At 68.2% G+C, this 16,197-nt stretch carries 19 protein-coding genes; all 19 read left to right on the top strand.

Annotated features, from left to right (window positions below; translation table 11 throughout):
* Positions 1-67: 67 nt before the first annotated feature.
* Complete coding sequence (locus BO226_RS11500) at positions 68-1,198, top strand: head maturation protease, ClpP-related (protein WP_232238106.1); 1,131 nt, start codon at positions 68-70, stop codon at positions 1,196-1,198.
* A gap of 3 nt (positions 1,199-1,201) precedes the next feature.
* Positions 1,202-1,567 carry a capsid cement protein gene (locus BO226_RS11495; RefSeq protein WP_071935279.1) on the top strand — a complete coding sequence of 122 codons (366 nt, stop codon included), beginning with the start codon at positions 1,202-1,204 and terminating at the stop codon, positions 1,565-1,567.
* Between the two features lie 32 nt (positions 1,568-1,599).
* A complete protein-coding gene (locus tag BO226_RS11490) occupies positions 1,600-2,529 on the top strand; it encodes a phage major capsid protein (protein ID WP_071935278.1) in 930 nt (309 codons plus the stop codon).
* On the top strand, positions 2,526-2,882 hold the full coding sequence (locus tag BO226_RS11485; protein WP_071935277.1) for a hypothetical protein: 357 nt from the start codon (positions 2,526-2,528) through the stop codon (positions 2,880-2,882). Before BO226_RS11490 ends, BO226_RS11485 begins: the two co-directional genes overlap by 4 nt.
* A gap of 3 nt (positions 2,883-2,885) precedes the next feature.
* The gene (locus tag BO226_RS11480; RefSeq protein WP_071935276.1) at positions 2,886-3,248 is read left to right on the top strand and encodes a hypothetical protein; all 363 of its coding nucleotides are present in this window, start codon (positions 2,886-2,888) and stop codon (positions 3,246-3,248) included.
* Positions 3,248-3,592: a hypothetical protein gene (locus BO226_RS11475; protein WP_071935275.1), complete on the top strand. Its 345-nt coding sequence runs from the start codon at positions 3,248-3,250 to the stop codon at positions 3,590-3,592. Before BO226_RS11480 ends, BO226_RS11475 begins: the two co-directional genes overlap by 1 nt.
* 47 nt (positions 3,593-3,639) lie before the next feature.
* The gene (locus tag BO226_RS11470; protein ID WP_156895187.1) at positions 3,640-3,900 is read left to right on the top strand and encodes a hypothetical protein; all 261 of its coding nucleotides are present in this window, start codon (positions 3,640-3,642) and stop codon (positions 3,898-3,900) included.
* A complete protein-coding gene (locus BO226_RS11465) occupies positions 3,900-4,301 on the top strand; it encodes a hypothetical protein (protein WP_071935273.1) in 402 nt (133 codons plus the stop codon). Before BO226_RS11470 ends, BO226_RS11465 begins: the two co-directional genes overlap by 1 nt.
* Positions 4,302-4,387: 86 nt before the next feature.
* Entirely contained in the window at positions 4,388-5,326 is a 939-nt protein-coding gene (locus tag BO226_RS11460; protein ID WP_071935272.1) for a hypothetical protein, read from the top strand.
* Positions 5,327-5,398: 72 nt separating this feature from the next.
* Positions 5,399-5,758 carry a hypothetical protein gene (locus BO226_RS11455; RefSeq protein ID WP_156895185.1) on the top strand — a complete coding sequence of 120 codons (360 nt, stop codon included), beginning with the start codon at positions 5,399-5,401 and terminating at the stop codon, positions 5,756-5,758.
* Positions 5,755-6,117 (top strand): hypothetical protein, encoded by a 363-nt coding sequence (locus BO226_RS11450; protein WP_071935270.1) that lies wholly within the window; start codon positions 5,755-5,757, stop codon positions 6,115-6,117. Before BO226_RS11455 ends, BO226_RS11450 begins: the two co-directional genes overlap by 4 nt.
* Positions 6,118-6,936, top strand: coding sequence for a hypothetical protein (locus tag BO226_RS11445; RefSeq protein ID WP_071935269.1), 819 nt, complete (start codon positions 6,118-6,120; stop codon positions 6,934-6,936).
* A 13-nt stretch (positions 6,937-6,949) separates the two neighbouring features.
* On the top strand, positions 6,950-11,107 hold the full coding sequence (locus BO226_RS28095; protein ID WP_071935268.1) for a phage tail tape measure protein: 4,158 nt from the start codon (positions 6,950-6,952) through the stop codon (positions 11,105-11,107).
* Positions 11,107-12,009, top strand: a complete 903-nt coding sequence (locus BO226_RS11435) for a hypothetical protein (RefSeq protein ID WP_071935267.1) — start codon at positions 11,107-11,109, stop codon at positions 12,007-12,009. Before BO226_RS28095 ends, BO226_RS11435 begins: the two co-directional genes overlap by 1 nt.
* Positions 12,009-13,184, top strand: a complete 1,176-nt coding sequence (locus BO226_RS11430; protein WP_071935266.1) for a Gp37-like protein — start codon at positions 12,009-12,011, stop codon at positions 13,182-13,184. Before BO226_RS11435 ends, BO226_RS11430 begins: the two co-directional genes overlap by 1 nt.
* A 5-nt stretch (positions 13,185-13,189) precedes the next feature.
* Complete coding sequence (locus BO226_RS11425; RefSeq protein WP_071935265.1) at positions 13,190-14,278, top strand: hypothetical protein; 1,089 nt, start codon at positions 13,190-13,192, stop codon at positions 14,276-14,278.
* Between the two features lie 10 nt (positions 14,279-14,288).
* Positions 14,289-14,618, top strand: a complete 330-nt coding sequence (locus BO226_RS11420; protein ID WP_071935264.1) for a hypothetical protein — start codon at positions 14,289-14,291, stop codon at positions 14,616-14,618.
* Entirely contained in the window at positions 14,615-15,241 is a 627-nt protein-coding gene (locus BO226_RS11415; RefSeq protein WP_071935263.1) for a peptidoglycan recognition protein family protein, read from the top strand. The genes BO226_RS11420 and BO226_RS11415 overlap by 4 nt, the downstream gene beginning before the upstream one ends.
* On the top strand, positions 15,241-16,197 hold the full coding sequence (locus BO226_RS28410) for a M23 family metallopeptidase (protein ID WP_071935262.1): 957 nt from the start codon (positions 15,241-15,243) through the stop codon (positions 16,195-16,197). Before BO226_RS11415 ends, BO226_RS28410 begins: the two co-directional genes overlap by 1 nt.

Below are 16,197 nucleotides of genomic sequence, written 5' to 3'. Positions count from 1 at the left end.
GAAAGCGTTCCAGCGCACCGCTATTCGTGCTGAGAGTCCCGCCCCGAAATCAGGGGAGGCGGGCACGGTGTCGCTGCGTCTGTACGACCCGATCGACTCGTGGGGCGGCTACTGGGGGATCTCGGCGAAGGAGTTCGTCGACGTTCTCGACGAGCTGCCCGAGGACACGAGCGAAATCCGGCTGCTGATCAACTCGCCCGGCGGCGAGGTATGGGAGGCGCTGGCGATCCTCAACGCCCTGCGCGCCCACTCGGCGAAGGTCGTGGCGGTCGTCGAAGGTATCGCCGCCTCGTCTGCCTCGTTCATCGCGGCCGGTGTGGACGAGCTGCACGTGATGGCCAACTCGAAGATCTTCGTGCACAAGGCGTGGTCGTTGTGCGTCGGCAACGGCGATGACATGGCCAAGAGCGCCCGCGACCTCGAGCACGAGGACCGCAACATCGCCGCGGTGTATGCGGCCAAGGCCGGCGGCACGGTCGAGGACTGGCTGCAGGTCATGGCGGACGACACCTGGTATTCGGCAGACGAGGCCGTCGCCGCCGGGCTCGCCGACGGTGTGATCGCTGCCAGCGGGCAGCGTGATGTCGAGGCGGTGGAGCAGGCGAGCAACCGTTTCGACCTGTCGATTTTCAATCGTGCCGGCACCGGTCGGTACGCCCGGAGTTCCTCTGCCGCCGAGGCGGAGGCCGATAAGAAGGAGGGGCCGATGCCCACCTTGAAGGAATCTCTCGCGGAGCGCCTCGGCATCGGAGCCGACGCCGATGACGACACCATCGTGGCCGCGCTCGACGAGGCACTCGACGAACGCGCCGAAGCCACCCCGGCCGCCGCGGTGTCCGCGGCGCCGAGCCTCGACCAGGCCGTCGCTGCGGTTCGCGCTGCGGGTCTCGTCGCGGTCGAGCAAGGCGTGATCGACGACCTGCGCTCGAAGGCCGAGCGGGGCGATCAGGCACGCGCTCAGCAGATCCGGGAGGCGAACGAGGCCGTCGTCGACGCCGCGATCCGCGACGGCAAGATCCCCCCGGCTCGCCGCGACCACTGGGTCAACGCGATGGCCGCCGATGCCGAGGGCACCCGCTCGGTGCTCGACGGCATGGAGAAGGGCCTGATCCCGTACGCCGAGGCCGGTCACAGCGTCGACGACGACGAGTCCGCGGGCGACGAAACCTACGCCGCCCTGTTCGGAAAGGAATCCTGAGCCATGCCTGACCACACTCCGCACTTCCGCCCGGGCCAGGGCATCACGCGCACCACCTCAGCGGCGGTGACGGGCGGCCAGCTCGTCGCCGTCTCCGGTAACGACACCGTCGCCGCGACCACCGCCGCGACCGGCGCGTGGCTCGGTGTCGCCGCCTTCGACGCCCCCGTGGGTGAGAAGGTCACCGTCCTCTGCGAGGGCGTGCACGAACTCGCCGCGTCCGGAGCGATCGCTGCCGGCGCGCGGGTGATTCCGGCTGCGGCCGGTGCGGTCGCCGATCTGGGTGCCGGCACCGATTACTCGCAGGTCGTCGGCATCGCTCTCGCGGCGGCGTCCGGCGGCAAGGTCCGAGTCAAGCTCGCTCGGTAACGGGCGCACACGAAGGAGAAGGGGCACACATCATGCCGATCACCTACCCGCCGCCCGCACCCACGTTGTCGGGCGACTTCACCACGATCAGCCGGTTCCTCAACGATCCGACGCTGATCGCGCGGCGCCTGCGCACGCTCGCCGAGCAGCGGTTCATCGCCGATGTGCTGCTGACCGGGCGGTACACCACCGATTCCGGTTCGGTGCAGTACGAGCAGGGCGAGACGATCTACTCCGAGCGTCCCCCGGAGGCGGTGGCCCCGGGTGCCGAGTACCCACTCACCTCGATCGGGACGGGCACGGCTCAGCTGGCCAAGACGGTCAAGTGGGGCCAGGACGTCGAGATCACCGACGAGGCGATCTCGCGGCAGAAGATCGACCCCGTCAACCGCGCCCTGATCAAGCTGGTCAACCAGATGGTCAAGACCATCGACGGCGTGGCGCTCGGTGCGATCGCCTCGCAGGTCACCCAGTCCACCGCGGCGATTGCACCGTGGTCCGGTACCGGTGCGGCTCCGGCGATCCTGCGGGACGTGCTGCGGGCGGTCGCCAATATCCGGGCGCTCAACGAAGGGTTCGAGGCCGACACGGTCGTCATCGACGACCTGACGTTCGCGAACATCATGAGCGACGACAAGATCTCGACGCTGCTCGCGCGTGAGTCGCAGGACAGCCCCATCTACACCGGTTCTCTGCCGGAGATCGCGAACCTGCGGTTCCTGCCCACGCCGAACCTGCCGGTCGCGGGCCAGGCGCTGGTGCTCGACTCCACGCAGCTCGGCGGCATGGCCGACGAGAACCTGCAGGGTCCGGGCTATGTCAGCACCGACGGTGTCGGTGTGCAGGCCAAGACCATCCGTAAGGACGACGACGACAAGTGGCGGCTGCGCTGCCGCCGCGTCACCGTCCCGATCGTCGTCGAGCCTCGCGCGGCGTGGAAGATCACGGGGGTCGCGGCATGACGGTCTACGCGGCCGCGGCGCTGGTCGTCGCGAAGAACCAGGCCGGTCACGTCGGCTACTACTACGAGGGTTCGGTCATCCCGTACCTGTCGGCGCAGGACAAGAAGCGTCTGCTCGACGACGGGCTCGTGGTCGAGGTCGACGACGCGGAGCTGCTCGTCGCGGCCGGCGTCGAGGACCCGGAGGTCGCCACCTCGCAGGCCGGCGGCACCGAGACCGATGGTGTGGTCGCGCGGCCGAAGCAGGCTGCCGACAAGGAGGACTGGGTCGCCTACGCCGTGTTCCGCGGCATGGCCGAGGACGAGGCGCGGGCGCTGACCAAGCCCCAGCTGATCGCCTCCCTGACGGAGTGACCGGTGGCGGCCTTCGCGATTCCCGACGACATCACCTTCCGCGGTCGGCCATTGCCGGCCTGGCAGCAGGTCGACGCGCAGATGATGCTCGACGCCGCGGCGTCGTGGATCCGGGAGCGTAAGCCGGACATCGCGCCGGACGACCCGAACGCGAAGCTGGTGTCGATCCAGGTTGTGAAGGCCGCCCTGGCGTCCGAGCAGTATCTCGGGCTCTCGTCGTTCTCCAAGACCACCGGCGAGGTATCACGCAGCGGCACCCTCACCAACCCGGGGGAGCTGCTGAGGTTCACCGACTTCCACAAGGAGCTGCTCGGCATCCCGTTCCGGGCAGGTCCGGTGTGGTCGTTCAAGGTCGGGGACTACTGATGTTCGACGATCTCGGCGAGCAGACCGTGCACCTCACCCCGCGGACGAAGCTCCGGTTCGGGGAGTACGTGGACGGCCCGACCGTGGACTACCCCGGATGCGCGGTGCAGCCGGTGCAGTCCGAGGAACGCCGAGACGACGGTGAGGCCAGCGAATCACGCTGGAAAATCATTGCACCGCCGGGGTTTCCGGAACGCACCACCAGCGTCGCGACGGTCGACGGGATCGTCGACGACGGTGGCCGGCCGCGTCGGTTGCAGGTCGACGGCGAATTGCAGACCCACTACGACGACGAAGGATTCGACGTCTACGTCGGTGGGTTCCTGACCGAATGGAGAGGGTAATGGCCCGAGGCGGATTCACGTGGACCTCACGGGACGCAAAACAGATCATGGCCTCACCGAAGGTGCAGAAGGCTGTGCGTGCTGCGGCCGAGCGTGGCAAGGCGGCTCTCGGCGGATCGTTCGGCCGCGCGGCGAAGGTCGTGCCGTCCCGCGGCTACGACGGCCGGCCCGGTTACCGGATCGTGGTGCCGCCGTCCCCGGCGGTGCGTAACCCGCTGGCGGCCGAGTTCGGCACCCGCCGCTCGCGCGGTGCGAACCGGTTGCAGGCCGCCCGGCACGCGGCGAACAGCCGTAGCGGGAGACGGTGATGGTCGTCTCCACGCCGCTGCCGTTCGCCAATGCGGAGAAGCTGGTCATCCTCGCGCTCGAGGATCTCGGGTGGACGGACATCGATCCGCCCCCCGAGGATGTCGAGATCGGCATCCGGGTCAACCGTGTCGGTGGCACCGACGACGGGATCACCGACTACCCGCGATTCGAGATCTCGTGTTTCGCCCCGTCCTACGACGAGGTCAACGACCTCTCCGAGACGGTGCGTGACCGAATGCTCGCGCTCGGCGGTGAAGTGTTCGTGCTCGACGGCCGGCGCGTCACCATCGATTTCTGCCGCACCGACGTTCCGCCGGAGTCCACGCCGTACGAGAACCCGGACCGCATCCGCAAGACCGCCTGGTATCAGGCCGGATTGATGCGGCCCCGCCCGGCCTGACCGGGCGCACAACCGAATACCGACATCTGATCAGCCCGCGAATCGTCGTGGGCTTTCTTGTTTCCACGACGAAGGAGGCAATCCCCATGCCCAGCAAAGTCGCACAGCTCGAGATCGCTCGGCACCAGCGCGAGTTGATCCTCAAGCCCCGCGCCGCTCACGTCTTCGGTGCCCCCGAGACAACCCCGGTGGTGCTCAACATCACCGAAGGGCCGAACAGCCAGCTCGCCGAACTACCCGACGGCTACTACGATTTCGGGCTGCTCGACAAGGAAGACGCCATCACGCTCTCGCGCGAGATGGAGAAGTCCGACATCAACGCGATCGGCTACTCGAACCCGGTCCGCTCCGACATCACCAGCGACATCTTCGGTATGGCGTTCAAGGGACTGGAGACGAACCGGTTCAACATCGAGACCAACCTCGGTGTCGACCTCTCCGGTGTGACCCCCGATCCGATCACCGGGGAGATCTCGTTCGATCAGCCCGCGGTCGCGCTGATCCGCCGCCAGCGCTACATGCTGCTCTCCGAGGTCGGCTCCGGTGTCGACACGATCTACTTCGGCCGGCAGTTCCTTGCCGGTGAGGTCGCCGAGACCGGCGAGCAGACCATCACCGACGGTGAGGGATATCTCGGGTGGCCGTTCACGGTCAACGCGATGGTGGACACGGCCTACGGGGTGTCGGTCCGGCACCACTTCGGTGGTCCCGGTTGGAAGAACCTGCTCACCGAAGCCGGGTTCGATCCGGTCGTCAACTACCTGGTGACCATCGGTGGCAACCCGACCGGCGGCACGTTCACCCTCTCGTTCGGTGGGCAGACCACCGCCGGCATCGCGTTCAACGCCACCGCTGCGGCGGTGCAGGCGGCACTCGAGGCACTGTCGACCCTCGATGCAGGTGACGTCACGGTCACCGGTACGGCGGGTGGCCCCTACACGGTGAAGATCGACGTCGCCAAGGTCGGCACCCTGACCGGTTCCGGTGCGTCGTTGACCCCGTCGGGCACGGTCACCATCTCCTGACATCGCCTGACGGTGTCGAACCCTTACCGCGCCCGGGCGCGCGAGAAACGGAGCAGGAAGAACATGGGCACGATGCGCACATTCGATGCGTCGAACTGGGAGCCACGCGAGTTGATCGCCCCGGATGGCCGGCGGTTCACCCCGTCGTCCCGCGCGGAGGAAGGCGAGCTGCTCGCCCGCAAGTACCGCGTGGCCGATCCCGAACAGGGGAAGGACGTTCCGCAGACGGCGCAGGTTCCGGTCGCCGACGCGGCACCGGAGTCGGCCCCCGTGGCGGAGTCCGTGGTCGAGGACGTACCGGCCGACCTCGAATCCGAACCTGCCGAGGCAGCGCCGCGGCCTCGTCGCCGGAAGGCTCCCGCGGCTGAGGCCCCGGCCGAACCCATCACCGAAGCCGCACCGGTTGCGGACACCCAGGAGGAACAGCTGTGAGCGAAGCACCCATCGAGATCGGCTCCCGCACGTCGGGCAACGTCAAGCGGTTCGGCGGCACGACGTCGACGAAGGAGCCGTACCGCTTCGTCCTCGCCGATAGCCCCGAGTTCGCGGTGCACGAACCCGACACCGGCACGATGCTCGAGCTGCAGTCGGACAAGACCACGCTGCGGCAGGGTCTGCGGTTGCTGCTGCTCGACCAGTACGACGCCGCCGAGCCGTACATCGAGGCGCTGCCGTGGGATGAGTTCATCGAGTGGCAACGGGATCTGTTCGAGTACTTCGGTCTCGACGCCCGTCGTTTCGAGGAGCGCCAGGCCGTCAACCGTTTCGAGCGGCGTCGCCGGCGCCGGTAGGTGGACGACCACGAGACGGACCTGCCGGCTTCGTTCTTCGAGACCCTGCTGAGCGAGGCGGTGGGACCGTTCTTCTTCGATCTCGACGGCGCCGAGGTCGTGCTCCCGGTGCCGACGGCCGATGCGGTGTGCGACCTCGACATCGCGGTCTCGGTGCACGACGAGTTCGAGGCGCTCGTCGACGACGACGATCTCGCCGACGACATCCTCGAGGTGTTCGCCGAAAAGCCGGTCGGGGAGTTCGTGGCCCTGGTCGACGACATCCGCAGTCATTTCGGGGTGCTGGTGCCCCCCGACGGCGGATTCCTGCGGGTGGTCGAGACCCTCGATCTGTACGGCGAGGACATCGAACGGGACCTCATCGGACTCGGTCTGAATCTGTACGACTGGGTGCGCGATCACGACAACACCCCGTGGGCGAAGCTGTTCCGCATTCTCGACCGCCCACCGGAGGGTGGCTGGTTCGAGGCGGCGCTCAAGTCCGATATCGAACTTGCCGAGCAGATCGCCAAGCGCAAGAAGGAATCGGGGGAGCAGCAGGCGTCGCCGTCCCGGCCGCCGCTGGTCGGCTGGACCCGCGACCGTGACACCAACACCGCGATCCTCGAGACGCTGCGGCGTATCGAGGCGTCGATCTTCCAGGCCAGCCCGAAGATCAAGGGCCGTGGCCCGAAGACCCCACGAAATCTGCTGCGTCCGTTGACCGCTCACGAGCGGTATCAGAAGTACCGACTGTACGTCGAGCACGACGACATCGCCTCGAAGGTGCTCGGATCCCGCTACAAGCGCCTGTCCCTGCCCGATCCGACCGACGACTGAAAGGAGCCTTCCGGTGCCTGACCTCTCTGGTGGTAGTGCCTTCGTCGACGTGTTGCCGTCGATGCGTGGCTATTTCCAGCGTGTGCGCCGGGAGATCCAGTCAAACCCGGTCGATCACCAGATCGAACCGAGCGTCGACCAGTCGGCGTTGAGCAAGGCGCAGAAGCAACTCGAGCAGGCCTCCGCGAAGACGGAAGCGGCGCGGCGCAAGCACGCCGACACGACCGGCGCCGTCACCGTTGCCGAGGCAAAGCTGCAGGCGCTGATCGACAAGGGCGTCACCGATGCCGGCCGCCTCGCCGATGCCCGGGAGAAGGTCGCCAAGGCCACCCGCCAGCAGGAGGCGGCCGCGCAGGCCTTGCAGGCCGCCGAGTCCGGGCAACGCAGCGCCGAGGGCCGGGTGGTGCGGGTGCAGGCCCGGCTCGACAGCAGCGAGGCCGAGCAGCAGACCGACACGTTCTTCCAGCGGATGACCGGCCGTGCCCGCACCTTCGGGTCGGGTTTCTCGGGGATCCTCAAAGGCGCCGCGACCGGCGCGGCCGCGGCGATCGGGATCGTCGCCTCGCAGATGGGTGAGGTACTCGAACGCGGCAACCTGCAGCGCTCGCTGCGCGCCCAGCTCGATCTCACCGCGGAGGAATCCAAACGCGCCGGGACGATCGCGGGCAACGTCTTCGCGCAGAATTACGGCGGGTCGATGGCCGAGGTCACCGACGCCGTGGGCGCTGTTGCGGGGTCGCTCGCGCTGATCGGCGATACCACCGACGCCGAGATGGAGGATCTCACCAAACGGCTGCTGGTGATGGGTCAGACCTTCGGCATGGACGTCAACGAGCTCGCCATGTCCACCTCGCTGCTCATGCGCAACGGCATCGCGGCCAATGGGCAAGAAGCGACGGACATGCTCATGGCCGCCTTCCAACGGGTGCCTCCCGCGATGCGTGGCGAGCTGATGCCGATCGTCGACGAGTACGGCGGCTACCTCACCGGGCTCGGGTTCACCGGGCAGGAGGCGATGGGCCTGATCGTCAACGCCGCGCAGAACGGTGCGATCGGCATGGACAAGATGGGGGACTCCCTCAAGGAGTTCCAGATCCGGGCGACGGACATGTCCGAAGCCACCGCCGGAGCGTACGAGATCCTCGGCATGAACCAGACGGACATGACCAACCGCCTGTTGGCCGGCGGGGACACTGCCAAGACAGCGTTCCGGGAGATCATGGCCGGCCTCGAAGGCATCCAGGATCCGGCGGCGCAGTCGCAGGCGGCCCTCGCTCTGTTCGGTACCCCGCTCGAGGATCTCGGGGTCGACAAGATCCCGATGTTCCTCAAGCAGCTCTCGAATGCGGACTCGGCGATGGGCGAGTTCGAGGGGTCGGTGGGCGAAGCCGGGGACGTCCTCGCCGGCGGACCGCTCGAAAGCATCACCGTGTTCGGCCGGGAGATGCAGAACAAGATCGTCGGTCTGCTCGACGACAACGTGCTGCCCCTGTTCGGTGAGTTCACCGGCGCTCTCGAGGACTCGGAAGGCAATGCGCTCGCCGCGGCCGCGTCGATGGTCGGGCTCGGTGGCGCGGTCGGCGGATTCGAGGAAGCCAAGGGCGTCTTCGATTCGGTCAAGGAAGGAGTTGTCGGCGTAAAGGATTCGCTGGTCTCGGCGAAGGACACCGCAGTCTCGGCGTGGGGCTCGCTCAAGGACGCCGGAGGCTGGGCCAAGACCCAAGCCGGCGCGGTCGCCTCGTTCGTCAAGACCTCCGCATCGGCGACGGTCGAGGCCGCCAAGACCGCGGGAGCCTGGGTGCTGGCCCAGTTGAAGGTGGCCGGCGGTTGGGCACTGGCGGCACTCAAAGCCACCGCGTCGTTCCTGGCGATGGCCGCGTCCGCGTCTCTCAACGCCGCGAAGGTGGCCGGGGCGTGGGTGCTGGCCCAGTTGAAGGTGGCCGGCGGATGGGCGCTGACGGCCCTGCAGGCCACCACCTCGTTCATCGCTATGGCGGCGTCCGCGTCGTTCCATGCCGCCCAGACGGCGTTGTCCTGGGTCATCGCGAACGGCCGGATCGCCGCCTCGTTCGTCATCTCCAAGGTGGCCATGCTGGCATCGGCGGCGGCCACCGGAGCGATGACCGCCGCCCAGTGGCTGCTCAACGCAGCCCTCAACGCCAACCCCATCGGCATCATCATCGTCGCCCTGCTCGCCCTGGTCGGCGCCATCGTGTGGGCCTGGAACAACGTCGACTGGTTCCGCAACGCGGTGATCACCGCCTGGGAATGGATCCAGAACGCGATCTCCTGGGCCTGGAACAACATCATCCTGCCGATCCTCCGGTGGTTCGGGGACATGTTCTCCGCGCTCGGCGCCGGGATCATGTGGGTCTGGGACAACGTCATCAAGGTCGCGTGGAACAACCTGCTCGCCGGGTTGCGCGCGGTCGGCGACTTCTTCTCCTGGGTCTGGAACAGCGTCATTCGTCCGGCCTGGGATGCCCTGGGTAACGGCATCCGCTGGGTGGTGGACAACGTCATCCTCCCGGTCTGGGAAGCCCTCAAGCGCGGACTGGGATTCGTGCGCGATTCCTTCTCCAGCGCAGTCGAGTTCATCGGTCAAGTCTGGGACAAAATCAAGGCCATCGCCGCCAAGCCCGTGCGGTTCGTCGTCGACACCGTCTACAACAACGGCATCCGCGCGGCATGGAACAAGGTCGCCGGGTGGCTCAACCTTCCGGAGCTGCCCGAGGCGCACCTCGGCGAACTCGCCCACTACGCGACCGGCGGCCGGGTGTTCGGTGCCGGCGGCCCGACCGACGACAAGGTTCCGGCCATGCTGTCCAACGGCGAGTACGTCGTGCGCACCGAAGCTGCTCGTGCGATCGGATACGACACCCTCGACCGGCTCAACAACCGTCCGCGCCGAATGGGTGAGTCGGATCTGTTCCACTACGCCGGCGGCGGCCGGGTCCAGGGCGGCGCGGTTCTCACGACAGATATCCAGCGGGCGATGTGGGATGCGGTGCGCACCGCCTTCCCGGGCGCCGTGCTGACCTCCGGCACCCGATTCCAGGACGTCGGCTCCGGATACGACTTCCACATGGCCGGTGCGGCGATCGACCTCGGCGGCCCGATGCAGCAGATCGCCTCGTGGATCGCCCGGACCTACCCTGACGCGCTCGAGCTGTTCTGGGATCCGGGTCCGAACATCGACGAGGGCCGGCCGATCGGCCCGATCGGTGGACACTCCGATCACGTGCACTGGGCGATGAATCGCATGGTCACCTCGGACGGGCAGCTTGTATCGGCCGACGTCGGTTCGTCCGGAGGCGGTGGCCTGTTCGGGTGGCTGCGTAACCGGGTTGCCGACGCCTTCGAGGGTGTGATGAATCCGATCGGCGACGCGATCCCCGATTTCGGGGGCGGTGACATCGGCAAGCTGCCGAAGCTCGCGTTCGAGAAGTTCAAGACCGGGGTGGGTGATTTCCTGCGCGGCAAGGCCGACGAGGTCGAACCCACCCTCGGGTATGCCGATCCGGGTGGGGCCGGGGTGCAGCGGTGGCGCCCGCTCGTCGAGGAACTGCTCGCCCTGTACGGGCACCCGTTGTCGTGGACGTCCTCGGTGCTGCGGCGCATGAATCAGGAATCGGGTGGTGATCCGCGGGCGATCAACCTGTGGGACTCGAACGCTGCGAACGGCACACCGTCCAAGGGCCTGATGCAGGTGATCGACCCGACGTTCGCGGCGTACCGCGACCCGGCTTTCGTCAACGATATCTGGGATCCGCGGGCGAACATCGCGGCGTCGATGCGGTACGCGCAGTCGCGATACGGCAACCTGCTCGCCGCCTACAACCGTGCCGGCGGCTACGACGACGGTGGGCTCGCGTACGGCCGCGGCCTGATGCTCAAGGACATCATCCGTCCCGAGCGGGTCCTCGATGCGGACATGACCCGCAGCTTCGACGACAAGCTCATCCCGATCCTGGACCGGCTCACCTCGATGTCCGTCGACGAGGTGCTCTCCGCTGCCGATCGGCAGGCGCTGGTGTCGGTGGATCTGTCCGGCGCACAGATCATCGGCCAGCACGTCGAGCACCAGACGGTCAACACCGGTGCCGATCTCGAACGCAAGACCAGGCTCGCCACCAAACGGGCGTTCGCGCAGACGGCAGGGCAGATCTGATGCAGACCTCCATCGACGTCAAGTGGATCAGCCACCTCGGGGTGACCTGGGATCTGATGCGCGGCACCGAAGGAGTGACGCTGACCTCCGGTCTCGAATCGCTGATGCTGCCCACCTTCACACCGAAGACCACCCGCACCGCCCGCGCCCCGGGCCGCCGGTTCCACGGCATCGACCTCGAGGAGTTCTCCGCGCAGCTCGGGGTCACGGTCGCCGACACCTGGGTCTCGCGTCCGGACGGGTCGTTTCGGCGCGGCGCACAGTGGCTCGGACTCGACGCCGCGTTCCGGGAGAGTTTCTCGCCGACCGAACCCGGCACGCTGCAGATCACCTCGCCGTCGGGCACGCGCCGCTATATCGGGCGGCTCGAGGACATCGAGGCCGAGTCGATGAGTCCGATGCCCGATGTCCGCGGCCGCCAGTCCTACGACATCAGTCTCGGCGCGGAGATGCCCCTGTACTTCGGGGACGTCGTGGCCCAGGACTTCCCGTTCGTCGAGTCCACCGCGGAGAACTACTACGGCCCGACCAACCTGGCGCCACCGTTCTACATCTCCGCGGGCAACGCCGCCGGCAACGCCCAGGTGCTCAATCCGGGGCACGTCGAGACGTGGCCGACGTGGATCATCGACGGCCCGGGGCAGGCAATCGTCGGCGTCGGGAACCACATGACCCATGTGCCGGCGCTCGGAGCGGGGCAGCGGTTGGTGATCGTCACCGACCCGCACCGCACCTCGGTCACCGACGAGGGTGGCAATCGGGCGTGGGATCGGATGGAGCTCTACGATTTCGCGCCGATCCCGGTCGGTGACCAGGTGCCGGTCAGCGTGCACATCATCGGGGGAGGACCGGGCGCGAACATCCGTCTCGAACTGACCCCGCTGTATCTGGGGCCGTACTGATGCCGGCGACACCGAACTACCTCGTCTACGACGCGGCGAACCGGCTGGTCGAGCCGATCACCGGGCACGAGTCCGCGACGATCAAGTGGTCGTGGACCGACGCGCACACCGGCTCGATCGTCATCCCCGGCCAACCCTCGGATGCGTTGCTGACCACCGTGCTCGACGCCGATATCCGGCCGGTGCTGTTCAAGGCCGACACCGCGGCGACGCGACCGTTCACCGGCCGGATCCACAACGCCGAATTTCTCGACGAGGGCGAAGGTCCGTCGCTGGAGTTGACGATCGTCGGGGACCGGATCTGGTTCGATGCGATGCTTGCCGTCGCCTTCCCGACGGGCAGCCCCGCCGAGCAGGCCGGCCACGAGTCCGACACCCGCACCGGCCCGCTCGAGACGGTGGTCAAGGGCTACATCGCCGACGCCGCCGACCGGCTCGGCGTGCCGATGGTCGTGGTGCCGGCCACGGATCCCGATCCGTCGCCGACGGTGACGTTGTCGGCGCGGATGATCACCCTCTCCGAGCTGATCGGCGATGCGCTCGCCGCGCACGGCTACGGCATCGACGTGCGCATGTGGCGCACCGGTGACCCGTTGCCGGCGGCGATGACCTTCGAGCCGGAGCCGGGCACCCTGATCGTGGACGTCATCACCCCGGTCGACAACCGCAACCTGCTCTGGCAGCAGGAGCAGCTCGCCACGTGGAGTCTGTCGTCGACCGCCCGCACCGCCAACCGCGCGTATGTCGGCGGGCCCGGATCGGGCACCGACCGCACCTTCTCCGAGTGGGTCGACGTCGACGCCGCCGCGGCGCAGGGCCGGTTCGCGCTGCCGGAGCTGTACGTCGACAACAACAGTGAGGCCACCGACGCCGCCACCGCGGCCCGGGCGGCCCTCGCGGCCAAGGCCGGCGGCAAGACCGTGCGGTTCACCGTCGTCGACGAGAACCCGTGGCGATTCGGTCTCGACTGGGAACTGGGGCACTACGCCTACGCGCGGATCGCCGGCGGGCTGTTCCGCGCCCAGATCACCGAGGTCGAACTCGACGAGCAGCCGGGCAAGCCCATCACCTACACCCCGCAGTGCGGACCGGCGGCCCCGGGCCGACCGGAAGAAGTCATCGAAGCGGTCGCGCGTCTGACCGCGCAGCTGCGTACCCAACAGGCCAGGAGGTAGAGCAAGTGGTAGCCACCGTCGCCGGATTCCAAGGCACTGTCACCGAATCGCAGGAGGCCGGCCGATTCGCACGCGCCGCCGGCCGAGCGGTGGTCGACACGGCCAGCGCACTGAAAGCCACCTCGTCGGGCACCCGCACGATCACCCTCGCTGCCGGATCGGCGCTGGTGTGCGGTGTGCTCTACACCGAATCGGCGGTCCAGTCGATCCAGCTGCCCGCCAACACCGCCTCCGGGGTGCGCCTGGACATCGTCGGGCTGCGGTTCACCTGGAACGGCCTGTCCAGCTCGGTGACCCTGTTCTCGAAGCAGGGCACCCCCGGCTCGACGGTGCGCCCGGCACTGACCCGCACCCCCGGCGGGATCTACGAGGTGCCGATCGCGGTGGTGCGGGTACGGCAGAACATCACCACCATCGCCGCCTCCGACGTGCTCGACGTGCGGGTGTGGGGCGGTATCGGCGGACCGTTCCAGGCGTCGCAGACCGACCAGCTCGCCGTGGTGGATCTACCGGTCGGCGCGCAGATCGAAGCCGCCGGGTCGGTGTATCGGGTCAGCGCCAACGACGGCGCCGGCAACAGCACCCTGTCGGTGGTCTCCGCAGCGTCGAATGCGTGGACGAACTGGGATCCGGTACTGCGATTCCAGGGCTTCGGCTCCAACCCCGCCGGCACGGTCGTCCTCGGTTCCGGTGGGGTGCGACGCGGCCGCTACAAGAAGATCGACGGCATCGTCTGGGCAGAGGCCGAAATCCGCTGGGGCACATCCGGGTACGACCTCGGCTCCGGGGATATCACCATCGACCTGCCCCCGGGGCTGACTCCCGAGTCGAACATCGACGACCGGTGGTGCGACGGCGAGCTGAACACCAATTCCGGGGACGGCTACATGAACTGGCCCATCAAGGTCGCCCTGGTCAAGGGCGTGTCCGTGGGCCGGATCTGGGCGCCGACCGCCGGCAACGACATCCGTCTCAAGCCGATGACCGCCGGACCCAATCCAGGGCAGCCCGGCACCGGTGTGCCCTACATCCTCGGCGGCTTCCCACAGGGCGGGGTGCTGACCTGCCTGCTCAACTACCCGACCGCCGGATAGGAGACCCACGATGATCTACCACCGGATCGCTCGCGGCGGAAACAACATCGGCGCGGTCGAAGACCATGTGCGCCGCAATCTCGCCGCCGCGGTCGACTTCGACGACGACCCCGACGTCGAGTACGACGCCGTCGCGATCACCTTCGACACCCTCCCGAACGGGGACGTGCAGGTGACCGGCGAACTCGACGCCCCGCCGTCGGCGCCGTATCTGCTGCCCGGCTACGACCCGGACGACCTCGAGGCGAACCCGCCGCGCTACAGCCTCGACGGCCCGATCGCCGATCCGTCCACCCCGCCGTCCCGGCAGCATCCGAACCTGGAAGGGCAGTCGCGATGAGTGTCTCGTTCGCCAAGGCCGTACGCGACGGCTGCCGCAATCTCGGGGTCGAAGTCAACGAGGTCGACGGCTGCTACAGCCGCGGCAACGGGCAGACCTCGGACTACCGCGGCATCGTCAACCACCACACCGCCGGCGGCTTCACGATCGGATTCGACCGCATCCTCGTCGACGGCCGCTGGGACCTGCCCGGCCCGCTGTGCAACACCGCACTCGACCGCAACGGCCGCCTGTGGCTGATCGCCGCGCACCCCGCCAACCATGCCGGCGCCTCCGGCGGCTGGGACACCGCACCGCTGCCCCGCACGGGACTGTTCAACAAGCTCACCTGGGGCTGCGAGATCCAGTACCCGGGCGTGGTGCCGATGACCGACGCCCAGTACCGCGCGGCGCTGATCCAGTCGCATGTGGTGTGCAAGGTCGCCGGGGTGCCGGGGGACTACCGGTGGGTGAAGTTCCACCAGGGCACCTCGGTGCAGGGCAAGTGGGATCCCGGCTACGCCGAGGGCCGCACCTACGACATCGCCCGATTCCGCGACGACATCCGCCGCCTGGACCTCGGCGCCGACGACGGTGGCCCGCTCTGGCAGCAGATCATCGACGAGCTCACCGGAGGCGCCTGATGCCCGCCAAGGTCGTACATCCCATCGCCAAGGTCCGCGGCAGCGGCTACGGCCCGCGCACCAACCCGGTCACCGGCAAGCGCGAGCACCACAACGGCGACGACTATCCCGTCCCGGCCAAGACCCCGATCTACGCACCGACCGGCGGCGTCGTGATCGAAGGCAAGGACCGCGCCGCCGACACCGTCGACGGGTTCGGCAACTGGATCTGGATCGACGCCCAGCACCAGGTGGGCAAGGACTTCATCTTCGGCCACCTCGAGCACCGCGACATCCTCGTGCGCGCCGGTGACCGGGTCAAGGCCGGCGATCTCATCGGCTATGTCGGATCCGCCGGCCAATCCACCGGCCCGCACCTGCATTTCGAGGTGTGGTCCGCACCCGGCCGCCTGGGCGGCAAAGCCCTCGACCCCGCCGCGTGGCTCGCCCGCGCCGGCGCCACCGAACCCCTCGCCGGCCCCACCGCGGCGAAGACCCCCACCAGCTCGAAGGCGCAGGTGCCTTCACCAACGAAAGGAAACACCGTGGCTACAGCAGCAGACGTTCAGAACGAACTCGAAGGCACCGACACCGGCCACGCCGTCGAGGTCTACGGGGGATTCCCAACCGAACTCGGACGTCGCACCGTGCGCTCGATCCAGGACAAGGTCGGCATCCTCGCGTGGGATCTCACTCGCGGGCACACCCAGTACGACGAGGGACTGCCCGGCACCCGCGGCCCGGTCTCGCTGTGGGACTCGGTCAAGCGGATCCTGCGGGAGAACACCTCGTGGCTGCCGCGCCGCGGCCTGACCACCCTCGCCGCGAAGGTCGATCAGCGCGACACCCTGCGCGGTGACGCGAAGGACGCTGCCTCGTACGCCGCGGCCAATCATGCGCTGCTCAAGGCGATCGCGTCGGCGAACAATGTCGACGTCGCCACGGTGCTTGCGCCCTTCCAGAACGACGCGAGCTGA

Source organism: Rhodococcus sp. 2G (genome assembly GCF_001886355.1).
GTDB classification, from domain to species: Bacteria; Actinomycetota; Actinomycetes; order Mycobacteriales; family Mycobacteriaceae; genus Rhodococcus; species Rhodococcus pyridinivorans.
Note: the sequence above shows the minus strand (reverse complement) of the source record. Positions and strands in the feature narration are given on the sequence as shown.